We start from the raw sequence: 25,670 nt of genomic DNA, 5'->3' as shown, positions 1-25,670 counted from the left end.
ATTATAGCAAAAAGGTCTATTTTAGGCTTTGTTATGATGGTATAGGAGTCACTTTTATGGTTAGTAAAGAACAAAAACAAAAAATAATTACAGAGTTTGGTAAAAATCCAAATGATACAGGTTCAGTTGAAGTGCAAATAGCGTTAATTACAGATAGAATAAGGTATTTAACAGAGCATTTAAGGAGCAATAAAAAAGATTATAGCTCTAAGAGAGGTTTATTAAAGTTGGTTGGGCAGAGAAGAAATTTGTTAAGATATTATCAGAAGAAAAATTTGGAAGCTTATAGAATCTTAATAGCTAAACTTGGACTTAGAAAGTAATAAGGGGTTAATTTTGAGAAAAATTTTGAAGTTAAAAGTAGGAAGGGAAGATTTAATTTTAGAAACAGGCTTATTGGCTAAGCAAGCAAATGGCGCGGTTCTTGCTACTTATGGTGGTTCTACTGTTCTTGCTACGGTATGTTGTTCAGATTCAGTTCGTGAAAATTTGGATTTTGTTCCTTTATCTGTTGAATATAATGAAAAATATTATGCTGCTGGAAAGATTCCTGGAGGGTTTATTAAAAGAGAAGGTAAACCAAAAGACAAGGAAGTACTTGTTTCTAGATTAATAGATAGACCTATGAGGCCGCTTTTTGATAAGAGATTTGGTAGAGAAATTCAGGTTGTTCCAACGACTTTGTCTACAGATCAGATGAATCCTCCTGATATTGTTGGGATGAATGCTGCTTTTGCGGCAGTTTTTTTGTCAGATATTCCGTTTAATGGTCCAATTGCGGCTGTTAGAATAGCTTATTTAAATAATGAGTTTATAGTAAATCCTTCTTTTGATGAGATACAAGATTCTATTTTAGATATTGTTGTTGCGGGCAGTTTGGATGGTATTACAATGGTTGAAGGTGGTGCTAATGAGGTTAGCGAGGAAGTATTGCTTGCTGCAATAGATAAAGCTTATGAATATATTAAACAAATTTGTAATCTTCAAAAGGAATTTATACTTATAGTAGGTGAGAGAGAAAAATTACCACTTGCTTATGAAGAAAGGGTATTTGAATTTAAGGCTGAACTTAAAAATTTTATTTATTCTGAACTTAAAGATGCTTGTTTTGTGAAGGGAAAGCTTAATAGAGATAAGGCTATAAAATTGGTTAAGCAAAAAGCCTATGAGCATTTTTCTTCTGTAAGTCAGGTAGATGAAGAGAATGAAACTCTTTTTTATAAAGCTCTTGATGATTTTGAGCAAGCAATCGTTAGGAGATCAATTCTGGAAGATAATCTTAGGACTGATGGGCGCAATCCTACACAGATAAGAGATATTGTTGCCGAAGTTGATCTTTTGAAAAGAACACATGGTTCTGCTCTTTTTACAAGAGGTGAGACCCAGGCATTGGCTGTAACGACTTTAGGTACAAGTATTGATGAGCAGATAATGGATGATATTGATGGTGATAAGCGTCTTAATTTTATGCTTCATTATAATTTTCCTCCATTTTCTGTTGGTGAGACAGGTAGACTTATGACTGGCAGACGTGAGATTGGGCATGGTCATTTAGCTCAAAGGTCTCTGGAAGCTATGTTACCTAAGAAAGATGATTTTCCATATACTATTAGAGTAGTATCTGAGATATTAGAATCAAATGGATCCTCATCAATGGCTACAGTGTGTTCTGGGAGTATGTCTTTAATGGCCGCTGGTGTTCCTGTTAAGGAGCAAGTCGCAGGAATAGCTATGGGACTTGTTAGTGAGGGGGATAAGTATGTTATCTTAAGTGATATTCTTGGAGAAGAGGATCATTTGGGCGATATGGACTTTAAGGTTGCAGGAACTAAGAATGGAATTACTGGTTTTCAGATGGACATTAAGATTTCAAATGTTACAAAGCAGTTGATGAAGGATGCTCTTGCACAGGCACGAGTTGGAAGAATGCATATTTTATCTATTATGGATTCTGTAATTTCAAGATCAAGAGATGATATATCTGTTGATGCTCCTAAGATTATTCAGTTACAAATTGATATTGATAAAATTTCTCTTGTTATTGGGTCTACTGGTAAGACAGTTAAAGCGATTACAGATGAGTTTGAGGTTAGGGTGCAAATTGAGCAAGATGGTAGGATTACTCTTTTTGGGACTGATAGCTTAAAGATGCAAAAAGCTAAGGCAAGGATAGAGAGTATTGTAAGAGAACCTAAAATTGGTGAGATTTATGAAGGGATTGTTAAAAAGATTAACAGTTTTGGGGCCTTTATTGAGCTTACTCCTACCAAAGAAGGATTTTTAAGTAATCGACTAAAATCAAGGGATGATAGATATGGTGATATGAGGCATTCCAGATATGGCAGTGGTAGATATTCTAGATATGGTAGAGATAGTAGGAATACATTTGCTATGCGTCCTCCAAGATTAGAGGAGGGACAAATGGTTAAGGTTAGAATATCTGATATTGATAAGTTTGGTAAGATTGAACTTGAATTAGTTAGAGATTAGTAAATATTATGAGATTTGTAGATCATATAAATAATATTTTTAAAAATAAGCTTATCTTCGTGAGCTTATTTTTATTTTTTTCATGTTTGACTAGTAAAGATGTTGATTTATCTTCTAATTTTGTCGATCATATTCAAAAATTTAATGTTGATGAATTTGATATTGATGAGTTAGATCTTAATAGAAAAAGTCATTTATTGGGTCTTAGAGATGATGAATCTTTTTTCTTAAGTGATGCTTTTTTAAAAGAGGATAATTCTTATTTTAAAAGTGCTAGAGAGAGTTATGCCCGAAAAAATTTTGGCATGACCAGTTACTATTTGAATAAAATAGTAACTGATGAGAAAAATTATGATAAAGAATTAATTGCTAAAGCCAATTTATTTTTTGGTTATATGAATTATAACATAGGCGCTTATGATCTAGCTGAATATCATTTTGATAATTTTTTAAAAGATTATCAAAATTCTCATGCTAGTCTTAGGATTGCTGAATTAAAATATTTTGTTAAGGATAAAGTAGGTGCAATCTCTGCATTAAAGGATATTGATAAAACTTCTCTTAAGTCAGGCTATGATTTAGGAATTTATAATTTCTTGAATAATAAATTTGGAATAAATTATTTAAATCTAGAAGCTTTAGGATTTTTAGATAATAGTATTTTTGATATGTTTGTTTTAGGGAGTAATATTTTTGTTTCAAACATATTTGGTGGTCTTTTAAGATATGATATTAAAAATAATAAATATAAGGTTTATATTAAAGATAAAAAAAGTATCGTTTTAAATGGACTTAAAGGATTTGCAGAGCATAAAGGAGTTATATACGTTGGTGGGAATAATGCTCTTTATTATATTGATGATTTGGAAGGGGCTATTAAAAAAGTTAAAATACCTTTAAATGTTAATTTAAATAGTATACAAGTTTTACTGGGTGCTAAAGATGGAATTTTTGTTGGTACTCTAGATGCTGGACTATGGTTTTACTCCGATGAGGGTGATTGGACTTATATCAAACTTGGTTCTAATAAGATTTCATCACTGTATTTAGATGAGCGTAAAAATTTGTTATTAGTAGGAACAATGGATAAGTCTATTTATAGCATTGATCTAACTAATTTTAATAAAATTAAACATTTAAATTTTTTTAGCAAAGTAGATAGTGAGAGAAATATTAATTTTATAAAGAAGCATGATAGTGTTTATTACGTTGGAACTTATGGAGGAGGTCTTTTTAGATTAAATTTAGATAATAATACATATATAAAATATAATGTTAACAATGATCCTAGCATTGGATATTTTCTTGATATGGAGATTAGGGATAATAAGTTATTATTTGCAACTTTTGAACATGGTTTATTAATTTATGATACAGTAAATGATAGTTGGGATTATTTAGGTCCTAGTGATGGACTTATTAGTTTAAATTTAGTAAAAATTTTAAATTTTGATGATTATGTTGTACTTGGGACTTTAAATAATGGTTTGGTTTTTGTAAATGAGAGTATTAAAAAACAATTATGAATCTTACATAATTATTGAATTTTTTAAGTATTTCTTAATTACTTTTTTGTTTTTTTTCTTTGTTTTTTTCATAAACCAAATACTTTTTTTTATGAGAATACTTCTTCAAAACTATGTTCCGTTTTTAAAGGCTTTTATTTTTGTTATATATTCACTTCCTACGATAATTGCTCTTTCACCTCCCTTTGCGGCTTTACTCTCAGTAATACTTACCATTTATAGATTTAAACTTAATAATGAAATATTGGCTTTTAGATCAATTGGAATATCTGTTTTTGATTTATTAGTTCCATTTTTTAAGTTAGGAGTAGTTATTGCATTTATTTCGTTTATTGCTAACGATTTTTTACTTCCCCTTGGTTCTATTGGTAGGTTGAAAGTTTTTAATGAAATCAAAGAAGAAATACCTCATTTGATATTAAAGCCTTATTCAAGCAAACAGTATGGAGATTTAATATTTGTATCAGGAGAAAAATCTGAAACGGGGTATAAAAATGTTACTTTTTTTGATAATACTAGACTTAAAGGTTATGACAGAATATTGATGGCACGGGAACTTAATATTCAAAAAGAAAATTATCAGGTATATTTTATTTTGAATGATGTTTTATCAATTGCCTTAACAGAGGATGAGAGTGGGTTTTATGACTATTTTTATGCTGATCGGATGAAATATTCAATTGATCAAGTAACGTTTAGTGATAGTTGGTTATTAAGTTATATTGCACCATCGCAGATGAGTATTAGAGATGTTATGAAACTTATTGTTAAGCAAGATAAATTAGTTAAAGAATTAAATATGAAAAGTGATTTAGAGGAAGATCTTTTGCATTTAAATTTTTCAAATATTTATTTGAATTATTTGTATGATAAGAGTAGTTTTTTAGATGAAGAATCTGTTCTTGAAAACTTAAGTTATATGCATAATTTAAGTTTAAATTATAGCCCTTATGAAGATCTAATTGTTAAGAGAAGTTATGCTCTTTATTGTTTGGAATTTTATCAAAAAATTAGTTTACCATTGTCTGTTTTATTTTTTATCTTTTTAGCTTTTGGTATGGGCATGTATTCAAATAAAAAATATTCTATTATTCTTGAGCTTGTGATTTCAATTCTTATTTGTGTTTTCTATTGGGTAATGTTTATTGGTGGAAAAGTTTATACTTTTCAGTATTCTCCAAATCCTTTGCTTATTACTGTCTTACCAAATGTGATGTTAATTTTTGCAGGTTTGATACTTTTTTTGAGACTTTTAAAGAAATGAAAGTAGATAAGCTTTTTGTGAATAATATATCATTGACTTTTTTGTTTATGAATTTTCTTTTTGTGATCTTAATTGTGCTTATTGATGTATTTGTTAATCTTTTTAATTATCTTGATCATAATCTTAGTATTAGTGATATTGTTTATATTTATTATCTTTATTTGCCAAAGTGTTTTTCAGATGGTTTGGCTCTGTCTTTTCTTTTTGCCGTTTCTAATCTTATTGGTAATCTTTCTATGAGAAACGAAATAATAGGACTTTTTAGTTGTGGTATTTCTATTTCTAGAATGTTAAGATCAATAATTATGCTTAGTGTTTTTATCTCCGTAATGCTCTTTTTTTTTGATAATTATTTAGTTATAGATACTATTGCTAAAAGGGATGCTTTTCTTAAGAATAGTGTTGGTAATCAAGGTGCAAATGATAAAAATATAATCATTAGGGATTTTGCAAGAGAAATTTACAATATTAAGCATTATGATATCGAGAGTGATACTATTGCTAACTTGATGATTATTTTAAAAGATCAAAATGATAATTTTAAGAAAAGGTATGATATAAGTAAAGCTGAGTGGATTGATTCCAGATGGCGGCTTTATGGTGTTAGAGAATTTTCTAAGGTCGAACGAGATGTGTTAGAAAAATTTCATGAAGTTCTTGATGGTAGGGGGATTATTAATTTAGAGCCTGAATATATTAAAATAGTTATGCTTTCGTCAAAAACGTTGAATTTTTCAAAGCTTGTTAGCTGGATTAGATCTCTTAGGAGAGAAAAGCTAGATTATTCTGAAGCTTTATTTGATTTGTTAAGCAGAATATTTTTTTCATTTAGGTTAATACTTCTTAGTTTTACTGTGAGTTTTGTAAGTTTTTCTTTGAAAAAAAATATTTTTATATGGAGTTTATTAAATAGTATTGCATTTGCAGTTGTGTATGTTATGTCAATTATGGTTTTTAGTTTTTTAGCAGATCTTGGGTATTTGCCTATAGCAGTTGCAAGTTCGTTACCCACTATTTTGTTTATTATTATTAATTTTATCATTTATAATCTTGTGTGTAAGTAGTAGGTTTTTTAAATTTTATGTTTAGTATTATTAAAAATGACAAAAATTCTAATGCGAGACTTGGTCTGCTTGAACTTCCTCATGGGAAGGTTGAAACTCCGTGTTTCATGCCAGTTGGTACTTTGGGTGCAATGAAAGCTTTAAAGCATGATGTACTTGAAAAATTGGGATGTAATCTCATGCTTGCAAATACTTATCATCTTTATTTAAGACCTGGCATTGATGTGATAAAAAAATATGGAAGTTTACATAATTTTACAGCCTGGGATAAAAATTTTTTGACAGATTCTGGAGGATTTCAAGTATTTTCTTTAGCTAATTTTAGAAAGATTGAGACTGAGGGAGTAGATTTTAAATCGCATATTGATGGTTCTAGGCACTATTTTACACCTGAGAGTGTATTTAAAATGCAAGAAATTTTTGAGAGTGATATTATTATGGCGCTTGATATTTGTAGTTCTTATGGGATTGGTTACAGTGAGGCGAGTTTGTATACAAATATTACAACTTCTTGGGCTCGTCGTACATTGCGTGTTTATGAGAATAGAAAAGAAGGGTATGATGGTCTTTTATTTTTAATAACTCAGGGTAATTTTTTTAAAGATTTGAGAAAAAGAAGTACCGAGGCGATTTTAGAATTAGATAGTCCTGGTATCGCAATTGGTGGAATTTCTGTTGGGGAACCAAGAGATAAATACTTAGAAATTCTTGAATATAATTCTTCATTAATACCTAAGGTTAAGCCAAAGTATGTAATGGGAATTGGTACTCCTCACTATATATTAGATGCAATATATTATGGTATTGATATTTTTGATTGTGTTAATCCTACAAGAATTGCTAGGCATGGTTCACTTTTAACTGATAATGGAATATTGCGTATTAAGCGGGCTGAGTTTAGTTGTGATACTTGTCCTGTTGAGCGAGATTGTTCTTGCACTTTATGTACAAGGTATTCAAGAGGGTATTTAAGACATTTAATCAAATCAGAAGAAACTCTTGGAGTGATGTTGGCCAGTGAGCATAACATTCATTATATGCTTAGACTTATTAAAAAGGCTCGAAATGCAATTATGAATGGTGATTTTACAAAATTTAGAAAACTTTATTTAAGCAAATATGATGAAGGTAATTTTAATGAATAAAGATATTCTCTCAACAGTTATTGTTATGGTTTCGATTTTTTTTTCACGTATAATGGGTTTTATTAAAATTAAGGTATTTTCTTACTATTTTGGGGCAAGTCTTGAGTCAGATATTTTTAATTATGTTTTTAATATTCCGAATAATTTAAGGAAGATTATTTCAGAAGGTGCAATGACTTCAGCTTTTATGCCGGAATTTACTCATGAGAGGAAAAAATCTAGTAAACATGCTATTGATTTTTTAAGACGAGTTATCACTTTTAATATTATAAGTATTAGTCTTATTATTTGCGTTATGATTCTTTTTTCTCGACAAATTATGTATTTTATATCTTCTTATAGAGGTAGTCATTTGGAATTGGCTAGTTATATGTTTAACTACTTAATACTTTATGTGTTATTTATAAGCTTATCATCGATATTTTCATCGGTTTTAAATTCTTATAAGTTTTTTTTTATTCCATCTTTTTCTCCCGTTATGCTCTCTTTTAGCATTATATTAAGCATATATTTATTTTATAAGCAGTATGGAATCTATAGTGCTGTTATTGGAGTAATTGTTGGTGGGATTTTGCAATTTTTATTTCAGATGATAAATTGTATTTATATTGGTCTTACATATAGACCAATGTTTAACTTTAATGATTCTTCATTTTTAAGATTTTTAAAAAGATGGGCGCATATGATTATATCAGCTTTAGTGGCAATTGCTACTCAGCAAATTTCATTTGCTTTGGCATCAGTTCTGGATATTGGGAGTGTTTCTGTTTTAAGTAATGCAATTGTTTATTATCAGCTTCCTGTTGGAATTTTTTATGTCTCTATTTCTACAGTTATTTTTCCTAAGATGGCAGAATATGCTTCTTTAGGCAATAATAAAGGATTAAATTTGATTTTGAATCGTGGCATTGATATTTTGATTTTTATTTTGATTCCAATGTCATTTTTAATGTATATTTGGGCTGGTCCTATTCTAAATTTATTACTTACAGGGGGTAGATTTTCCGTATATGATACTCAAAGGACAGTTAACGTACTACAATATTTTTTAATTGGATTACCATTTGCTTCAATTTTTGGATTGTTTCAAAAATATTATTTTTCGATACGTAACTCAAAAATTCCGCTTTACTTTAATCTTCTTTTTGCTGCTATTGATATTACAATCTCAATTTTTGGTATTAAATTTTATAAATTGGTAGACATTTTGCCTATTGCACAATCAATTTCTTTTGCTTTATGTGTAGTTATTTTTTATTTCATTGGACTTAAGGGGGGAATGAAGCTTGAATTTGTTAGATCTTTAGTAGCTCTTATTAAGGCATTTATTTCCCTTATTCCCTTATATTTATTTTATACTCTTTTTAAGAATTTTAAATGGGATATAGGATTTAGTTTCAATAATTTTTACTTATTAAGTGTTGCAGGCGTAATTAGTATTGTTATTTTAATACTGTGTTATTATTTGCTTGGTGTTAATAAGGTTTTTAAGTTTATTAGTAGGGAGATTTTATGAGGTATTTAGAGCTTGTTTTTTTCTTTTATATTATACTTGATATTTTTGCTATTAAAGGGACAATATTGTCAATTAAATCTTTAGTGTCCCAGGATCATAAGATCGGTAAGGATATTATAGAAAATGATTTAAAGAGAGATGATACTCAAAATCCTGTTCTTGAAAATGTGAATTTAGATGTGAAGCGGGTAAATGATGTTATTTCTTATGGGCTTGATGCCCAAGTTATTGAAATTATTAATAGTCTTAAAAAATCAGGTGATGGTGAATATAATGCTTTGCTTAAAAAGAGATTGCAGAAAACTTTTAATATTGATCTTAAATTAGCAATTCTTGATTTGTTTTTATCACTTAAATATGCAGGAAGTGTTGATACTGCTAATTATATTCTTGATAATTATGAGAGTAATAGATATCCTAACAATTTGATCAATTTGGCAATTTTGTATCTTAAGGAATTTGGCACTAAAGATTCTTTAAAAAAAACTCTTATTGATATCCTTGAAAATAAGGAAGGGAATATTGTGGCTACTGCTGCTTATTATCTTGGTGAGCTTTCTTCTCCTGAATACTCAAAAGATATGATGAATGTTTATGATAAATATTCTGGTAATGATGGAGTTAAATCGGCAATACTCATTGCTCTTGGAAAATCTGATGCTGTTGATTATGCAGATAGATTTTATGAAATTTCTGTTGATAGTTATGAAAATCCAGCAATTAAGGCCTCAGCTATTAAGGCTTTATCATATCTTTTGCCTGAGAAAATAACAGAGAGCGCCGATTTGTATCTTCAAAATAATAATAACAATTATAATATTAAAATTGCTATTGTGGAGGCACTCTCAAGGGACGTATCTTTGAAATCAAAAGAGATTTTACATGATTTTTTAAGAGATTCTGATGTTAACATTAGGATTAGTGCCGTTGAGGCTATTAAGAGTCATGGCGATATTGCTTCAAAAGAGGTATTAATTTATAAGATCAAAAGCGATCCTTCTTTAAAAGTCAGGGAAGCATCAGGTAAAGCTTTAGTAGATATGGGGTCTAGTTATGAAGAGATACGAAATATAATGTTTGATTTTAGTGTTGAGAATAACTTTAAACTTACTATGTTTAGTTACCTTTTAGATAAAGATGTAAATTCTGCACGTTTAATCGCTTTAAATCTCTTGGAAAAGGAAAATATTAATAAACCTTCGAAGTTACTTACAAGTATTGCCATGTGTCTTGCAGCTAGGAAGGGTAATTTTGATAATTTTTATTCTAAGATCATTGAGAGTAAAAATATTGATTTAATGAATCTCGCAATTAAGGGTGCTGTTTATAATAAATCGGCATTACTCTCAGGTAAGCTTAAAGAGATCAAGAGAACAACTCGTTCAGAGTATTTAAGGAAACTTTTAACGAATTATTGATATAAAATTTTTAAAATTTCTGTTGCCGTTTCTTTTTTTGATATTTCAGGAAGTTTTTTAACGCTGTTTTTGTCTATTATATAAGTTTTGTTTAGGCTTGATCCAAAATATTTTAAGTCGTTTGCAATAATATAGTCTAAGTTTTTTGTTTTTAGTTTTTCTTTGGCTTTTTCTATTAAAATTTCATCTTTTTGAGCACAAAATCCAATAACAATTTGGTTTTTATTTTTGTTTTTACCTATATGTTTTATTATGTCCGGGTTTTTGATGAATTTAATATGAAGGTCTTCAATAGTATCTTTTTTGATTTTAGTCTTATAAATTTTCTCAGGTCTAAAGTCTGCAACAGCAGCAGCGCCAATTATAACGTCGAATTCTTGGTATATGTTTATTGCTTCTTTGTACATTTCTGATGCTGTTTTTATTTTAATAACGTTTATTCCATAAGGTGTTTTTTCATTGCTGGGACCTGTAATTATTGTTACTTGGGCTCCAAGATTTCGTGCTTCAATGCCTAAACTGAAGCCCATTTGTCCTGTTGATTTATTTGAGAAGTAACGAATTGGATCTAATTTTTCTTCAGTTCTGGATGCGGTTATTAATATTTTTTTGTTTTTTAATGGTAATTTTGGCTCTAATGCGTTTAATATTATTTTTAAAATATCATTTTCATTTTTAAGTCGTCCAATAGCATTTAAGGAACATGCCAAGGATCCTTCATCAGGTTCAATAAATTTATAATTATATTTTTTTAGTTTTTTAATGTTTTCTTCTAGAATGGGGTTTTGATACATGATGTTGTTCATTGCTATTGCAAAATAAGTTGGAACAGTACTTGCAGATATAACTGTAGTTAAAATATCATCAGCAATTCCTGCTGCAATTTTAGAAATGATGTTGTATGTTGCTGGCATAATTAATATTAAATTTGCCCATCTTGCCAAATTTATGTGTTCTACTTCTTCATGGCTTGTATTCCACAAGCTTTGAACCACTCTGTTTTTAGAGACTGTCTCTAGTGTTAAGGGAGTAATAAATTTAGTCGCGTTTTTTGTCATTATAACTTTGACATTGTATCCCATCTTTACTAGACTTGAGATAATATAGGTTGATTTATAGGCTGCTATTCCCCCACATACCCCGATTAATATATTTTTATGTTTCTTCATGTTTATTTTATACATTATAATATAATTATGTTTAATATTTTCAAGGGGATTTTTAATTGATAAATAAAGTGTTTTTTGCAAGTATTATATATTTATTTCTATTTATTTGGTGGCTTTTATCAGCTTATTTATCTTACTTTCCTATTGATATATTTAATATTCCTCTTTGGTTTTTTTTATCATGTATCTTGTTTCCTATTTTCAGTTTGTTATTAGTGTGTTTTTTTATGATTATTTTTAAGAATGACTAAAGCATTTTTTTTATTTCTTATCTTTTTGATTTCATATTGTGCTTTTGGCATCTTTTCAGGAAAAAAAAGGGGAGGAGTGTCATTTTTACATAATTATTTTCTTGCAAATAAGGGTCTGAATTTTTTTGTAATGTCATTAGTTGTTGCTTCTACTTATGTTAGTGCTAGTAGTTTTATTTCAGGGCCTTCGGCTGTTTATAGATATGGATTGTCTTTTATATTTTTAGCAGTTATTCAAATTCCTACAAGTTTAATTTCATTTGTCATGATTGGTGAGAAATTGAATTTGGAAGCTAAAAAAGTTAATGCAATAAATATTGTTGATTATATTGGATATAGATATCTTAGTCGATCTTTAGTTTTTATTAGTGGTTTGATAATAATTTTTTTCTCTTTGTTTTTAATCTCAGCTCAGCTTATGGGAGGTGCTAAACTTTTAGAGGTTTTTTTTCAAATTAATTATACTGATGCTCTTATTTTTTTCTCTCTATTTGTTTTTTTATATGTTTGCTTGGGAGGGTTTAAGATGATAGCATATATGGATTTAATACAAGGTATTTTGATGATCATAGCGTCTGTACTATTATTTTTAAGGTTGGTTGATTTGGGAGGTGGAATTAGTAATCTTTTTAAGATGGCTCGGTTGAATCTTAACGATGATCTATTTTTACCGTCAAATTTGGATTTGAAAATTGAATATATAATTTCTTTTTGGATACTAATAGGAATTGGGGTATTTGGGCTACCACAATTTGTTAATAATTTTATAGCATTTAAAGATGTGAAAGCTATTAGATTTTCTCTTCCTATTGTTACTTTTGTAATAGGATTTTTAGTTGTTATTATGCATGTAATAGGTTTTTTTTCTCTTATTATTTTTCCTGAATTAGAACCAAATGATAAAGTTGTCTTAAATGTAGCATTAAAGGTTTTAAATCCTAAAATATTTATATTATTTTTTGTAGGACTCTTATCAGCGATAATGTCTACGATAGATTCAGGTTTTCTTTTGCTGTCTTCTATTTTTGTAAAGACAATATTGTTATTAAGTAAAAATATTAGTGATAAGATTGGAATTAATAAAATTATTATTATTTCTAATGTTTGTTTTATGTTAATAATAGTTTTTTTATCTTTAAAACCACCTGACTTTTTGCTTTTTTTAAATATTTTCGCAATTGGAGCTTTGGAAGTTTCATTTTTTTCCATTATTGTTTTTGGACTTTATTTTAATTTTGTAAGTAAAATATCGGCTTTTATTTCTCAGTTTTTGGGACTTTTAAGTTATTTGATCATAGTTTTTTATGGTAAAGTAGGTAGTTATTATTTTCATCCTATTGTTCCTTCGCTCTTTATCTCTGTATGTTCATTTTTGATAACTAATTTTGTTTGTCAAAAATGTAGTAAAATTTAGTTGTATGTTATCTTTAAATGCTAGGGATGTTGGTAAATATAGTGTTATTAATGTTCTAAATAATGACGATGGTAAGAGACTTGATGCAGTGTTGATAAAATTTTTAAAATTTCCTAAATCTAAAATAATCAGGCATATTAGAAATGGAGATATTCTTTTAAATAATTTAAAGGTTTCTTTTTCGCATAGAATTTTTAAGGATGATAAAATTTATTTGTATAAACCTTTACTTCAGGGTTTGAGTTTAAACAGGGTAATAGTCAAAGATGAGGCTGCTATATTAAGAGATATAAAGAAAAGAATAGTATATGAGGACACAGATTTGCTTGTAATTAATAAGAGAAAGGGAATTTTGGTTCATGGGGATAAATATTCACTTGATACTTTGATTGCTGCTTATCTTTTAGATGAAAGTCTTGGCTCTCTTAGTTTTAAACCCTCAGCTGTGCATAGATTAGATAGAAATACCTCAGGACTTATTATTTTTGCAAAAAATATAAATTCTGCAAGAATTTTAAGTCAGGCATTTAGTAGTGGTATTGTTATTAAAAAGTATCTTGCTTTACTTGATGGTGTGATTACAAAACCTTTGACTTATAAAAATTTCTTATACCGAGATAAGATTGCAAGAAAAACTTTTGTTATCAATGATATAGATAAATGTAATGCTATAACTGATATTAAACCAATTTTAGTGTCTAAGTCCTCAACACTTGCAGAGGTGTCAATTAAGACGGGATTTACACATCAAATAAGAGCACAATGTGCATTTAATAGACATGCCTTGATTAATGATAAAAAATATGATTCTCAATTTGTAAAAACCAATTACTTTTTACATTCTTTTTTGATAAAATTTAACCAGTCATTATTTTTAAGAAATGAATTTTTTGTTGAACCTAGTTCAGATTTTTTAAAACAGATAAGTAATATTTTTGGTGTATATGATTTTAAGGGATTTATTTGATAAGTGCACATTTAAAAATATTTTAGGTACAGTTAAGAACATTTCAATTGCTATTAAACATAAGTTTGTAAAAATTAAGGTTTATTCTTTAGTGGGTGTTGCTGGTACTGGAAAAAGTTTTAGATCCCATTTGATAGCAGATAAATATTCTATTCCTTTGATAATTGATGATGGTGTTTTAATAAAAAATATGAAAATTATTGCTGGGAGTTCTGCTAAGTTTGAGAATAATATGTTTGATGCAATAAGACGTTCTATTTTTGAAGATGATGTTCATAGAAACGAAATTGTTGAAGCACTTCGCAGAGAAAATTTCAATAAAATATTAATATTGGGAACAAGTATTCGAATGATAGATAAAATAACCTCTAGACTTTTCTTACCTAGTTCTTCTAAAATTATTTATATAACAGATATTTCTACTAAAAGAGAAATAGAAAAGGCAAGAATTTCAAGACAAATGGGCGAACATGTTGTTCCAGCAGCTGCCTTTGAGATAACGTCTATTAAGCCTAATTTATTATTAGATTCAATACGAGTTTTTTTTAAAAGAAAAGGATTTTTATCAAAAAAAAGAAACTATATTCGTTCTATTGTAAAGCCTCATTTTCATGAAGAGGGTGGCATTTTATCTGTTTCTAAAAATGCTGTAAGACAAATTATTGAACATTGTGTTTCTGAATATAATGAAAATTATATTGTCTATAATTTGAAGATTAAAAAAAATCAGGGCAGTTATTCTTTTAAGCTTTTTTTAGATATTCCACTTGAAAATAATTTACTTAATGATGCGGAGATGCTTAGAAATTATATTATTGAAAACGTACTAAAATATACGGTAATTAATATATCTGGTATTGATGTTATTATACATAAATTTTATGATCAAGAAGGTGATTTGGAAAAGCATGATGAATGTTGACTTGGATAATTTGAGTAATATTTTTTTTGTAGGCATTAAGGGCTCTGGACTTTGTTCACTTGCTTGTTTTTTTAATGCTAAGGGGTATTTTATAGAAGGTGTCGATGTTCCTTTAAAATTTCATACAGAAGATATATTAATTAGCAATAATATATCTTATTATGAAAATATTTATGAGTTTTCACTCAAGGTTCATAATAAATCATATGATATTTTAATATATTCACCGGCTTATGATAAGGATAATTTATCTGTTTTGTTAGAAGCGCGTGAACTTGGTATTCCTATTCTATCTTATCCTGAGGTTATTGGAAAGATTTCTAAAAAGTATTATAGTATTGGAGTTGCAGGTTCTCATGGCAAAACTACTACAGCAGCATTCTTGGGTCTATTGTTTAATGGTCTGGGATTACAGCCTAATGTAATATTAGGTGCTAGTGTTAAAGATTTTGGAGATAAATCTAGTCTTGTTGGTCAAAGCAATATATTTATTGCAGAAACTTGTGAGTATAGGAATCATTTTTTACACTTTTCACCGGATGTGATTGTTTTAACTAATATCGATTATGAGCATGTTGATTTTTTTGAAAATTATGAAGCAGTTGAGAATGTTTTCTTGCAGTATATTAATAATTTAAAGAAAAATGGAATATTAATAATAAATGCTGATGAAGTTAATTTTCTTAAAATTAAAAATAGAATTTTAAGAAAAGATATTAAAGTGTTTAGTGTTGGATTTAATTCTTTAGCTGATTTTAAGATTGAACATTTTGAAGTGATAGACGAGTTTTTGAAGTTTGATTTCTTGGGAGGTATTGATATTAGACTAAGGTCTCCTTTGATGCATAATGTTTTAAATTTTGCATTATCACTTTTGGCGTTAAAGTTATTTTTCGAGGAACGTAAAAAATTGGTTTGGAGTTTTGATGATCGGATAAAGATGATAGCTAAAGAGTACATGGGCATAAAAAGAAGGATGGAATTTATCATGGAAAAAGATGGAGTTATATATCTTGATGATTATGCTCATCATCCAAAAGAAATTGAAAGTACTCTTTTGGGATTGAAGACTTTTTATAAGGGTAGGCGTATTATTTTAGATTTTATGCCACATACATTTACAAGGACAAAAGTTCTTTTTGGTGAGTTCGTTAAAGTTTTAAGTAAAGTTGATGTTTTGATTTTGCATAATATATATCTTTCAGTTAGAGAAGATTTTGATCCTAATAAACTTTCTAAAGAACTGTTTCTTGCTCTTAAAGATTTAAATCAAAATGTTTATTTTTTTAAGGAAGTAGTCGATTCTGTTGATTTTATAAAGGGTTTGTTAAAGAGAAATGATTTATTTGTTACAATGGGAGCTGGTAATAATTTTATTTTGCATGATTTTTTGTAAAGGTATTATGAATGAAAAGTATGACTGGATTTTTTCACTTAGAAAGAGTTGTTTCAAATTATATGTTTAGTGTTAACTTAAAATCTTATAATGGTAGGTTTTTAGAATTTAAATTTAAATTACCTGAAGTTTTATATGCTTATGAGCTTGAGATAAGGAATTTAATTTCAAATTATGTTAAAAGGGGCAATGTTTTCTTAAATGTAGGGTATAAAGAAATGATTCCCAATGTTAATTTTAGTTTAAATCCTCATTATATTGAAGCTATTTCTCACCTTAGAGATAGCTTATTGCATAGTAATTTAAACATTAAGGATGAATTGAGTCTTAGTGATTTTTTATCTCTAAGAGGGGCTTTAATTGTTGATGGGGGTGATGTTAATCAAGAAATGGTTTATCATGCTTTTAAGGAAGTTTTGGAAGAGACTTTATTAAATTATGATAAAAGTAGAACTTTTGAGGGTGAGAATACTAAACAAGATATAATTTCAATTCTTATGTTAATACGGAATGATTTAGAATTGTTAAAGGGAGCTCAGAGTAGTATAAATAATAAACTTTTCTTAAGTCTTAAGGAAAATTTATTAAAATTAATGGATGATTTTAGTGATATTAATATTGCAGAAGAGGCTGCTAAAATGTCAATTCGATTAGATATTAATGAGGAAATAGTAAGATTATATTCACATATAGATAATTTTTATCAAAATCTTGAAAATGAAGTATGTGGCAAGATTTTAGAGTTTATTGTTCAGGAAATGCATAGAGAGGTTACAACAATGAGCAACAAAGCCATTGATCTTGATATTAGAAATTTAGTTTTAAATATGAAATTAAATTTAGAAAAAATAAAAGAACATCTAAGGAATATTGAATGAGAATAGCTGTTTCTAGCAAGAGTGGTTGTGGTAATACAACTATTAGTGGAATGCTTGCAAAGCATTATGGTCTAAAGCTTATTAATTATACTTTTCATGATATTGCTAGAGAGAAGAATATGTCCTTCGATACGTTTTATGAGAAAGAAATCATTGGTAGAAATGATCATTATTGGGATGAATATCTTGATAATAAATTATTGGAGCTTTCAAAAGAGGATAATACAGTTCTTGCATCTCGTCTTGCAATTTGGCTTGCAAAAAATGCCGATTTAAAGATATATCTTTATGCTAAGATAGAAATTCGGACAGAGAGAATAATAAACAGAGAAGGCGGTATGTATTCTGATATTTTGAGGAGCACTTTCAATAGAGATTCTAATGATTCAAAGAGATATTTATCTGTATATAATATAGATATTGATAATTATTTAGATATAGCTGATTTTATAGTTGATACAACTGATAAATCTGCAAATAAAGTTTTTGAATTGATAAAGGATGAGATAGAGAATAGAGGTCTTATATATTAAGTAAATAAATTAAGGAGATTTTAGAGAAATGAAAATACCTTTAAAAGAGATACAAGATTTTGATGGCAATTATTATGAACTTGTTATGGCAGTGATAGTTCGTACAGATCAGATTATTGATCAAATTTCTTTAGCAGAACATGCTATTTCTGATGAGAGAGTAGTGAGTCAGGCTTTTAATGATATTGTAACAGGTCGATTTACGTATTCAATTGAAGAAAAATAAAATAGTTTTTATTTTTGGTCCTACGGCTGTAGGTAAAAGTGATATTTTATTCAATTTCCCAAAAGGTATAGCTGAAGTAATTAATGTCGATTCTATTCAAGTTTATAAAGAGTTTGATATTGCGTCTTGTAAGCCTAGTGTTGAATTGAGGTCTCATATAAAACATCATTTAGTGGATTTTTTGGAACCGATTAAAGAATATAATCTTGGAATTTTTTATAAAGAATCAATTAAGATAATAAAGAATTTAAGAGATCAAAATAAGCTTCCTGTATTTGTAGGTGGGTCGGCTTTTTATTTTAAGCATTTGCAATATGGATTGCCCAGTACACCGCCTGTTTCTTCTGAAATAAGATTTTATGTAAATAGTCTTTTTATTACAAGGGGGAAGGATTATCTCTTAGAGGAACTTAAGAGAGTAGACTTTGAAAGATATGAATCAATCAGTGAAAATGATATTTATAGAATTAAAAGATCGCTTGAAGTTTATTATCAAACAGGTATTCCAATTAGTCAATTTTTAAAAAAAGGTCAGATGATTGAGGATATTTTAGCTATTGGCCTGAAAAGGCCTATGGACGAGATGAAGTCTAGAATAATATCTAGGGTAGGGGATATGATTGATTATGGATTACTTGAAGAGATTAAGAGTTTATTAGGGAAAGGATACGATGAGACAACACCGGCTTTTAAAGGAATAGGGTATCGTGAATTTTTGTTGTGGAAGAGTAGACCTTATTTTATGTTAAATGATATAATAGATTTAATAGTTAAAAATTCATTTTTATATGTAAAAAGGCAGATGACTTTTTTTGATAAAATTCCTAATGTTTTGTGGTTTCATCCAGATGATGATTTAAGAGACATTTTGGATTTAATTTTTGTTTAATAAGGAGATATGAAGAGTGCCTTGCGGAAGAAAAAGAAAATTACAAAGAATATCTACTCATAAGCGAAAAAAAAAGAGAAGAAAGAATAGACATAAAAAGAAGAACAAGTAATAAAAATGTTAGTTGGTTTTTTACTAGCTAACATTTTTATATTATTAGTTTACTTAATTTAGTTTATTCAATAATAATATTATCTATTATATTTATGTCTTTACTAAAGATGTATCCTTTTTTTCCTTTGTAGGTTGCTAGTATCCATTTGCCTTTAATTCCGTATTTTTCTGTATTTTGCATTATTTTTTCAATTTTTACTATTTCGTCTTTTCTAATTATTGTTAGATAATTATAGTTAGTATTGTCCGTTTTAGTTACATTGTTTAAGATAGCATAATTTTTTGTTATGATTCCTACTTTTCTTGAAAATCCTAAAATACTGCTTTTGGGTAAGTTAAATTTTTTTATTAAAGAAATTTCTGATTTTTTGCTGCATGTTAAAAATATTATAGAGATTAAAGATAGTAATTTCATTTTCATAATTTTATTATATATGTTACTTGATATACATTTATATATAATAATATAATGTTTCTTTAGAAAGAGTAAGGATTATCAATGAAAAAATATATTTTTTTATTATTTTTATTTTTTCCTTCAAGTTCTTTAATATTCGCATATCCATTATCTTTTGGAGGGGGATTTGCTTATCAATTTACTAATTATACTAGCAAAAGTGATATAAGTAAATCTATAAAAAATTATAGTAGAGTGGATAATGGAATAAATCTAAGTTTATTCTTTGATGCTAATTATGTTATTTTGGATATCTCTTATAAAGATGCTTTTTTATCTAGTCATCATAGTAGATATTTTGCTTTTGGGCTTTATGGAATTTATCCTATTGTTTTTAAGGAATATGTTAGAACATTATTCCCCATTCTTGGGATTAAATATACACTTGATTTAAGTACTAAGAGACAAAATTTGGTGTTTTTGTCTTTAGGATTTGCTACGGATTTTTTCGTTCCTGAAGTTAAAGGACTCTATATTAGACCTTTATTTATGCTTTCAATTTCACCTACTTCTCTTTCTGTAAAGAATTTTTCTTCTCTCACAACTGAAGTTACTCTTGGAATTAATATTGGTTGGAAATTGCTCAGTTAGGCAGTTTTATTCCTAAGTGAAAAGGGACTATTCTCTCTTGTCCAAAAAGGTTAGATGTAGCATTAAGTTTATAAGCAGAGTTGTTGGATTTTGTTACAAGTGTGCTTGAACCACCTCCATCTAGATTAATAGAGTTGTTAATACCATAACTTAATGATAGATCTATTGCTTCATTTAACGAGATTCCTTTGCTATTATTAGCGCCTCTTCCTTCTACCGTTATTAGATATAGGTGTTTGTTTCCTTTATCACTACCTATTATTGTTCTTGGATGTTTATTTTCTTTAAAAATTTTTTTGTATTTTCCATTTTTGATTAAAGGAAAGAAGCCGCTAAAACCATAGTCAGAATTTTTGATTTCATCTTGCTTGGGATTTAATATTATTTGATTGTTTTTGATTATAATTATTCCTTGATCTTTTTTTGCATTGAAGATTATTTTTTTATCATATATGTATAAACCGTTAGGGTAAAATATATTGTCTTTAATCTCATATGGGCTAGTGTTAATAGCAATATCTACCTTGTTAGAAAGTAAAAATTGACTTGTTGTTTGTCCATTAAAGTAGTAATTATTATTTTTTGTATCATAAATAGGTTTTGATATTATGAACTTTAAATTTTTGTTTTTAATCTTGATAATGATGTAATTACTTTCTTTAAAAGAACCTTTAATGATTTCATATCTCATTTCCACATCTTCTGGATTGAATGATTTTTGTGCTGATAAGACGCTTACTGCCAAAATTAATATTATTACGCTTAAAAATTTTTTATTCATTTCTCTTTATTTTATAAGAATAAATGCTTTTAGGATAGTTGTTTAAAATTATGTTTTTTATCTTTAAAGAAGTTTTGTTATTTTTTATTCTTGCAATGTTATATAATTGATAAATTATTTTTATGTCTAACTCTTTATGTTTATGTAAGATGTCATTGATTTCGTCTTCGCTTATTTTTTCTTCATTGATTCTAAGTTTTAGTAACAAAATTTCGTTTTTTATGTTTTTATCTTTAGGCTCTTGTATTTTTTTTAAAAAATTATTAGCTTCTTCATATTTCTTTATTTTAAGTAAATATTTGGCCATGAGTAGATAATGGTACTCTGAATTTAGATTTTTGATTGCATTTATTGTTTCGAGTTCTTTTGGTAAATTGTTATTTAAGTCATATAGCATGTATAATTTATTTAATTTTTCCAAATTTTCTTTATCTGTACCATACGTTAGAACAAAAGGAATTATTAATAACAGGATCAGCAGTATTTTAGATTGTATTAGGTTCATGTAATTTTATTTAAGGTATTATACACTTTTTTAGTGAAAATAAGAAGAAAAATTTTATTTATTTCTTCTTATTCTTTGTGATTTAAGTTTTAGATTTTATATAATTTGAAATTTGTTCGGATTTTGCGCCGAATATTACTTGCACTTGATTTCCTAATGTAATGATTGTTCCAGTAGCTCCAAGCTGGTTCATTAAATCTTTATTTACTAATAAGTGAGACTTAACGTCTACTCTTAATCGTGTAAAACATGAATCAATATCTGTTATATTTTCGATTCCCCCAAGAGCTTGAATAATTTTCTCAAAATTTTCGTTTTGAGATAGCTTAGAATCATTATTAGAAATTGTTTGCTGTTTAGTATTGTCTTCACGACCAGGTGTTTTGATTTTAAATGTTTTGATTAGTGTTATGAAGATAGTGAAGTATACAGTTCCAATTACAAGTCCTATTGGTAGTATTAGTAAAGCATTTGTTGATTTTGGAAACATTAAGAAGTAATCTATTATTCCTGCTGAGAGTGAAAATGCTATGCGTATTTCAAGTATATTAGTAATTACTAATGATATTCCAGTTAAGATCGCATGTATTAGATAAAGTAAAGGTGCTATTAACATGAATGTGTATTCTATTGGTTCTGTAATTCCTGTTAAAAATGAGGTGAGTGATGCAGAGAGTAAAATACCGCCTACTTCTTTTCTTCTTTCTTTTTTTGATGTTAGATACATTGCAAGAGCTGCACCTGGTAGTCCAAACAGCATCACTGGATACATCCCTGATGTAAATGCGCCAGCGTTTGGATCCCCATTTAAATATCTTGTGATTTCTCCTTGGATTATGTTGCCGTCATTTGTGGTATATTCTCCGAATACAAAATATACTAAAGTGTTTAAAAGCTGATGTAGGCCTGTTATTATGAGAAGTCTATTTAAGAAGCCGAATACAAATATTCCTAAATTACCAGCTTCTATCATCCAGTTCCCAATTTGATTAATAGTTATTTGTAGAGGTGCCCATATGAAAGCAAATATTATAGCAAGTATTGCAGACAATATTCCATTAGCTATTGGCACTAGTCTTTGCCCTGAAAAAAAACCTAAAAATTGTGGTATTTTATAGTTTATTATTCTATCGCTAAGAATGGCTGAACTTGTGCCTGTAATAATACCTCCCAAAACGGACATGTTAACAGGTTCTGATTTTCCGTTAATCATTATTGTAAATGTAGATAATCCTGCATTTAGAATTAGGTATCCTACGGCCCCTCCAAGTGCTGCGGCTGCTTTATTATTTTTAGATAGTCCCATTCCAGTTCCGATTGCAAATAGTATGGGTAAATTCCCAAAAATGGCACTGCCTGATTGTTCCATTAATTTGCCAATTTGTCTAAGCATGTTAGAAGGTTCTGTAGTTTCTATTATGAGGTATCCAAAGCCAAGTAAAAGACCAGCAATTGGTAAAACGGCTGCAGGAGTTTGTACGGCTTTTCCTAGATTTTGTATATTTTTAATTAAATTATTCATATTTACCCTCCATTAATTTATATATTTTTTATTAGTTACAGTGTATATTAACTTTAAATATGATTCTAGCTTAAATAAATTTAATTTATTTTTTTATTTGTTAATGTTTATTTTTACAATCTTAAATGTGATTTATGAATTTTTAAAAAAAGAAGTTTAGTTTTTTATAAATTTTATTTACTGTTTTTTTAATAGGATCAAGTTTCTTAATATTGTCTTGGTTGTCGATCAGGTTTTTTATGCTATCCATTGATTCCTCGATTGCTACGATAAAGCTTTTTTGGGGTTTGAGCCAAAAATTGTCCGAGTAGTCACTTCTAAGTGATAAGAAGAGAACCGATTTTTTATTGGGATGTTTAATGAAATGCATAGTGCATTCTAAAATATTTTGCATCTTATCAATTTCATTAATGTTGATATTTGCGCTTTCATATGTTTTAATGAGCGACCAGTCTAATTCCATACCATTTACTATACGCATTATTTCTATTAATTGCTTATTTTTGAATATTATTAAATTTTCATGTGTTAATTTTGCAAGGACATTTCTTATTGCTTTCTCTTCTGAGTTTTTTAATCTTTTTGAGATTAATTCTTGAACTTCCTTTAAGCTAATTGTTAATTGATTTTTATTTTCATTGTGAGTATTAAATTTCTTTCCCCCAATAATTATTTCATTTTCTAATAAATGTTTTTTACCTTTTTTTGCTATGTTTTTGTGGGTGTGATTTATTTTTTTATTTTCTTGTTGAGTATTTGTTTGTTCATTTTCTTCAAATTGAATATCATTGATCCATTCTTTTTTAAGTACCCCAATTGATCTGGCATATCTTTTACTTGTCTCTATTATTTCTCCTGCTACGAAATATTTTACAGAATCTGTGTTAATAAGTGAGCCTGGATGGGTTACTATATTTTGGGCTTTTATTGTTTTATATTTATTTTTTGAAGTTTTAAAGCAAATATAATCTTTCATGCCTCTCATGATGGATTTTAAGTATCCTTCGTGATCAATTTCATGTTTGTGTGCTATTGGTATGTTGAAGCTACTTACAATATTTTCAAGTTGTCTTTGTACGTTAGTAATTTCTTCAAGACCTTGTAAGTCTAAATAGTTTTCTTTAGCAAAGGTTTCTTTATTAATGGCTTTTTTATAATCTTCAAATATGTTAATAAATCCTATTAAGTCACCTAGTGGATTTTTGTATTTTAGATGGGCTTGTCTGGCTTCTATTTCTTCGTTTTGAGGTAGTAAGAAAATTCCACTTGTGGATAAAAATGATAGTCCAATTGTGGTTGGGTATATTGCTTGTTGATAGTTTAGCATTGCTTCAACTAAAGCTCTTGAATGTATTGGTATTAGAGGAAATATGATCATATATTTCCCAATTTCCGTAAGTTCATTTTTTTCATTTATTGCATCTAAGGATTTTAATATGTCACTTGCTGTTTGAATGGATTTAATTGATGGTTTTGAAATGAAGTCAAATTTTGTAAAATTTCTAATTCCAATATCCGCCATTCTTAAGATTACTTCAGAGAGATCTGTTCTGTATATTTCTTCCTTTTGATATTCATCTCTTAATTGATATTCATCTCTTTTATATAATCTGTAACATGTTCCCTTTGCAAGTCTTCCTGCTCTTCCTGCTCTTTGTGTTGCAGATGATTTTGAAATTGGTACTTCTTGCAGTGAGTAAGTGTGTGTTTTCATCTGAAATTTATTTGTTTTGACTTTTCCGCTATCAATTACTATCTTAATATTTTCAATTGTAATTGAAGTTTCTGCAATGTTTGTTGATACTATAATTTTTCTTTTATTCTTTGGTGTAGGCATAAATATTTGTTCTTGTGCTTCTTTTGCCATCCGACCATATAAAGGTAATATTATTAAGTCTTGTTTGGAATTCAGTTCATAAATTTCTTTTATCGTTTCTTTTATTTCTTTCTCTCCAGATAGGAATATAAGGATATCACCTTCTTTTTTTTCTTTGATTATACCACTAATTATTTCTTTTATTTTTAATATCATTGATTTTGATGTATTGAGTGGTGGTGGATTATAGATTATTTGTACAGGATAAGTAATTGTTTCTATGCTAAGTATTGGAGCGTTGTTAAAGTATTTTGAAAATACTTGTGTATTTATTGTGGCAGATGAGATTATGACTTTAAAATCATCTCTTTTGTTTAATATATCTTTAATAAGTCCTAGTATGAAGTCTATGTTTAAACTTCTCTCATGAGCCTCATCTATTATTATTACGTCATATTCATAAAGTAGGGTGTCTTTTTTGAGTTCTTGTAATAAAACCCCATCTGTCATTAATTTTATCTTTGTTTTAGAGCTTGTGACTTCTTGAAATCTTATTTTATATCCCACCTCTTCTCCAAGTTTAACTCCAATGTGTTTTGCAATATATTCTGCTATTGATATTGTGGCTATTCTTCTTGGTTGTGTTACACCAATTTTACCAAGTTTAATTAGTCCTGATTCATATATTATCCTTGGTATTTGTGTTGTTTTTCCACTTCCTGTTGGACTCTCTATTATTAAAACGTTGTTTGTTTTTAGATTTTTAATTAATTTATCTTTATACTTGTAAATTGGAAGTTCAAAGTCATTCATATC

The 25,670-nt window shown here is 28.2% G+C and carries 24 protein-coding genes; 18 read left to right on the top strand and 6 right to left on the bottom strand.

The features are described 5' to 3' along the window. Positions 1-56 precede the first annotated feature (56 nt). The 8 genes from rpsO to R5397_RS00240 are packed head-to-tail and all read left to right on the top strand — an operon-like array spanning position 57 to position 10,423. Positions 57-323 carry a 30S ribosomal protein S15 gene (gene rpsO / locus R5397_RS00275; RefSeq protein WP_247066091.1) on the top strand — a complete coding sequence of 89 codons (267 nt, stop codon included), beginning with the start codon at positions 57-59 and terminating at the stop codon, positions 321-323. A gap of 13 nt (positions 324-336) precedes the next feature. Then, a complete protein-coding gene (pnp, locus tag R5397_RS00270) occupies positions 337-2,490 on the top strand; it encodes a polyribonucleotide nucleotidyltransferase (RefSeq protein ID WP_421622492.1) in 2,154 nt (717 codons plus the stop codon). A gap of 8 nt (positions 2,491-2,498) precedes the next feature. Then, entirely contained in the window at positions 2,499-4,016 is a 1,518-nt protein-coding gene (locus R5397_RS00265; protein ID WP_421622491.1) for a hypothetical protein, read from the top strand. After that, a complete protein-coding gene (locus R5397_RS00260; protein ID WP_421622490.1) occupies positions 3,991-5,280 on the top strand; it encodes an LptF/LptG family permease in 1,290 nt (429 codons plus the stop codon). The genes R5397_RS00265 and R5397_RS00260 overlap by 26 nt, the downstream gene beginning before the upstream one ends. After that, positions 5,277-6,344, top strand: a complete 1,068-nt coding sequence (locus tag R5397_RS00255) for an LptF/LptG family permease (RefSeq protein WP_421622489.1) — start codon at positions 5,277-5,279, stop codon at positions 6,342-6,344. The genes R5397_RS00260 and R5397_RS00255 overlap by 4 nt, the downstream gene beginning before the upstream one ends. A gap of 17 nt (positions 6,345-6,361) precedes the next feature. Continuing rightward, the gene (gene tgt / locus R5397_RS00250; protein ID WP_421622488.1) at positions 6,362-7,489 is read left to right on the top strand and encodes a tRNA guanosine(34) transglycosylase Tgt; all 1,128 of its coding nucleotides are present in this window, start codon (positions 6,362-6,364) and stop codon (positions 7,487-7,489) included. After that, positions 7,482-9,005, top strand: a complete 1,524-nt coding sequence (murJ, locus tag R5397_RS00245) for a murein biosynthesis integral membrane protein MurJ (RefSeq protein ID WP_421623037.1) — start codon at positions 7,482-7,484, stop codon at positions 9,003-9,005. The genes tgt and murJ overlap by 8 nt, the downstream gene beginning before the upstream one ends. Continuing rightward, positions 9,002-10,423, top strand: a complete 1,422-nt coding sequence (locus tag R5397_RS00240; protein WP_421622487.1) for a HEAT repeat domain-containing protein — start codon at positions 9,002-9,004, stop codon at positions 10,421-10,423. Before murJ ends, R5397_RS00240 begins: the two co-directional genes overlap by 4 nt. Here the strand turns inward: R5397_RS00240 and coaBC are convergent. Then, on the bottom strand, positions 10,417-11,592 hold the full coding sequence (gene coaBC / locus R5397_RS00235) for a bifunctional phosphopantothenoylcysteine decarboxylase/phosphopantothenate--cysteine ligase CoaBC (RefSeq protein ID WP_421622486.1): 1,176 nt from the start codon (positions 11,590-11,592) through the stop codon (positions 10,417-10,419). The two genes, R5397_RS00240 and coaBC, sit on opposite strands and share 7 nt — an antisense overlap. Before the next feature lie 68 nt (positions 11,593-11,660). On the opposite strand from coaBC, the gene R5397_RS00230 reads away from it, so the two are divergent. From R5397_RS00230 to miaA, 9 genes are read left to right on the top strand one after another with little or no spacing between them, the layout of a single operon-like run. Further along, entirely contained in the window at positions 11,661-11,843 is a 183-nt protein-coding gene (locus R5397_RS00230; RefSeq protein ID WP_247066345.1) for a DUF997 family protein, read from the top strand. Beyond that, positions 11,836-13,257 (top strand): sodium/pantothenate symporter, encoded by a 1,422-nt coding sequence (gene panF / locus R5397_RS00225; RefSeq protein WP_421622485.1) that lies wholly within the window; start codon positions 11,836-11,838, stop codon positions 13,255-13,257. The genes R5397_RS00230 and panF overlap by 8 nt, the downstream gene beginning before the upstream one ends. Before the next feature lie 4 nt (positions 13,258-13,261). After that, positions 13,262-14,224 (top strand): RluA family pseudouridine synthase, encoded by a 963-nt coding sequence (locus R5397_RS00220; protein ID WP_421622484.1) that lies wholly within the window; start codon positions 13,262-13,264, stop codon positions 14,222-14,224. Beyond that, positions 14,202-15,146: a hypothetical protein gene (locus R5397_RS00215; protein ID WP_421622483.1), complete on the top strand. Its 945-nt coding sequence runs from the start codon at positions 14,202-14,204 to the stop codon at positions 15,144-15,146. The genes R5397_RS00220 and R5397_RS00215 overlap by 23 nt, the downstream gene beginning before the upstream one ends. After that, the gene (murC, locus tag R5397_RS00210) at positions 15,136-16,542 is read left to right on the top strand and encodes a UDP-N-acetylmuramate--L-alanine ligase (RefSeq protein ID WP_421623036.1); all 1,407 of its coding nucleotides are present in this window, start codon (positions 15,136-15,138) and stop codon (positions 16,540-16,542) included. The genes R5397_RS00215 and murC overlap by 11 nt, the downstream gene beginning before the upstream one ends. Before the next feature lie 11 nt (positions 16,543-16,553). Continuing rightward, entirely contained in the window at positions 16,554-17,420 is an 867-nt protein-coding gene (locus R5397_RS00205) for a YicC/YloC family endoribonuclease (protein WP_421622482.1), read from the top strand. Continuing rightward, positions 17,417-17,953, top strand: coding sequence for a (d)CMP kinase (cmk, locus tag R5397_RS00200; RefSeq protein ID WP_247066116.1), 537 nt, complete (start codon positions 17,417-17,419; stop codon positions 17,951-17,953). Before R5397_RS00205 ends, cmk begins: the two co-directional genes overlap by 4 nt. Positions 17,954-17,981: 28 nt before the next feature. Continuing rightward, positions 17,982-18,179 carry a DNA-directed RNA polymerase subunit omega gene (locus R5397_RS00195; protein ID WP_247066118.1) on the top strand — a complete coding sequence of 66 codons (198 nt, stop codon included), beginning with the start codon at positions 17,982-17,984 and terminating at the stop codon, positions 18,177-18,179. Beyond that, positions 18,166-19,068, top strand: a complete 903-nt coding sequence (gene miaA, locus R5397_RS00190) for a tRNA (adenosine(37)-N6)-dimethylallyltransferase MiaA (RefSeq protein WP_421622481.1) — start codon at positions 18,166-18,168, stop codon at positions 19,066-19,068. The genes R5397_RS00195 and miaA overlap by 14 nt, the downstream gene beginning before the upstream one ends. A gap of 175 nt (positions 19,069-19,243) precedes the next feature. On the opposite strand, the gene R5397_RS00185 is transcribed toward miaA, so the two are convergent. After that, the gene (locus R5397_RS00185) at positions 19,244-19,603 is read right to left on the bottom strand and encodes a hypothetical protein (protein ID WP_247066121.1); all 360 of its coding nucleotides are present in this window, start codon (positions 19,601-19,603) and stop codon (positions 19,244-19,246) included. Positions 19,604-19,681: 78 nt separating this feature from the next. Between R5397_RS00185 and R5397_RS00180 the strand changes: the two genes are divergently transcribed. Further along, a complete protein-coding gene (locus R5397_RS00180; RefSeq protein ID WP_421622480.1) occupies positions 19,682-20,230 on the top strand; it encodes a TDE1717 family outer membrane beta-barrel protein in 549 nt (182 codons plus the stop codon). Here R5397_RS00180 and R5397_RS00175 read toward each other — a convergent pair. The 4 genes from R5397_RS00175 to R5397_RS00160 form a co-directional block, all read right to left on the bottom strand. Further along, positions 20,223-20,870 carry a phosphodiester glycosidase family protein gene (locus R5397_RS00175; RefSeq protein WP_421623035.1) on the bottom strand — a complete coding sequence of 216 codons (648 nt, stop codon included), beginning with the start codon at positions 20,868-20,870 and terminating at the stop codon, positions 20,223-20,225. The two genes, R5397_RS00180 and R5397_RS00175, sit on opposite strands and share 8 nt — an antisense overlap. A gap of 133 nt (positions 20,871-21,003) precedes the next feature. Beyond that, the gene (locus R5397_RS00170) at positions 21,004-21,516 is read right to left on the bottom strand and encodes a hypothetical protein (RefSeq protein ID WP_421622479.1); all 513 of its coding nucleotides are present in this window, start codon (positions 21,514-21,516) and stop codon (positions 21,004-21,006) included. An 82-nt stretch (positions 21,517-21,598) separates the two neighbouring features. Further along, entirely contained in the window at positions 21,599-23,038 is a 1,440-nt protein-coding gene (locus R5397_RS00165; protein ID WP_421622478.1) for a PTS transporter subunit EIIC, read from the bottom strand. A 142-nt stretch (positions 23,039-23,180) separates the two neighbouring features. Beyond that, complete coding sequence (locus tag R5397_RS00160) at positions 23,181-25,667, bottom strand: helicase-related protein (protein WP_421622477.1); 2,487 nt, start codon at positions 25,665-25,667, stop codon at positions 23,181-23,183. Between the last annotated feature and the right edge of the window lie 3 nt (positions 25,668-25,670).

Origin of the sequence: Borrelia sp. MN22-0132, from assembly GCF_049201035.1 — a bacterium.
Classification (GTDB): Bacteria; Spirochaetota; Spirochaetia; order Borreliales; family Borreliaceae; genus Borrelia; species Borrelia puertoricensis.
Note: the sequence above shows the minus strand (reverse complement) of the source record. Positions and strands in the feature narration are given on the sequence as shown.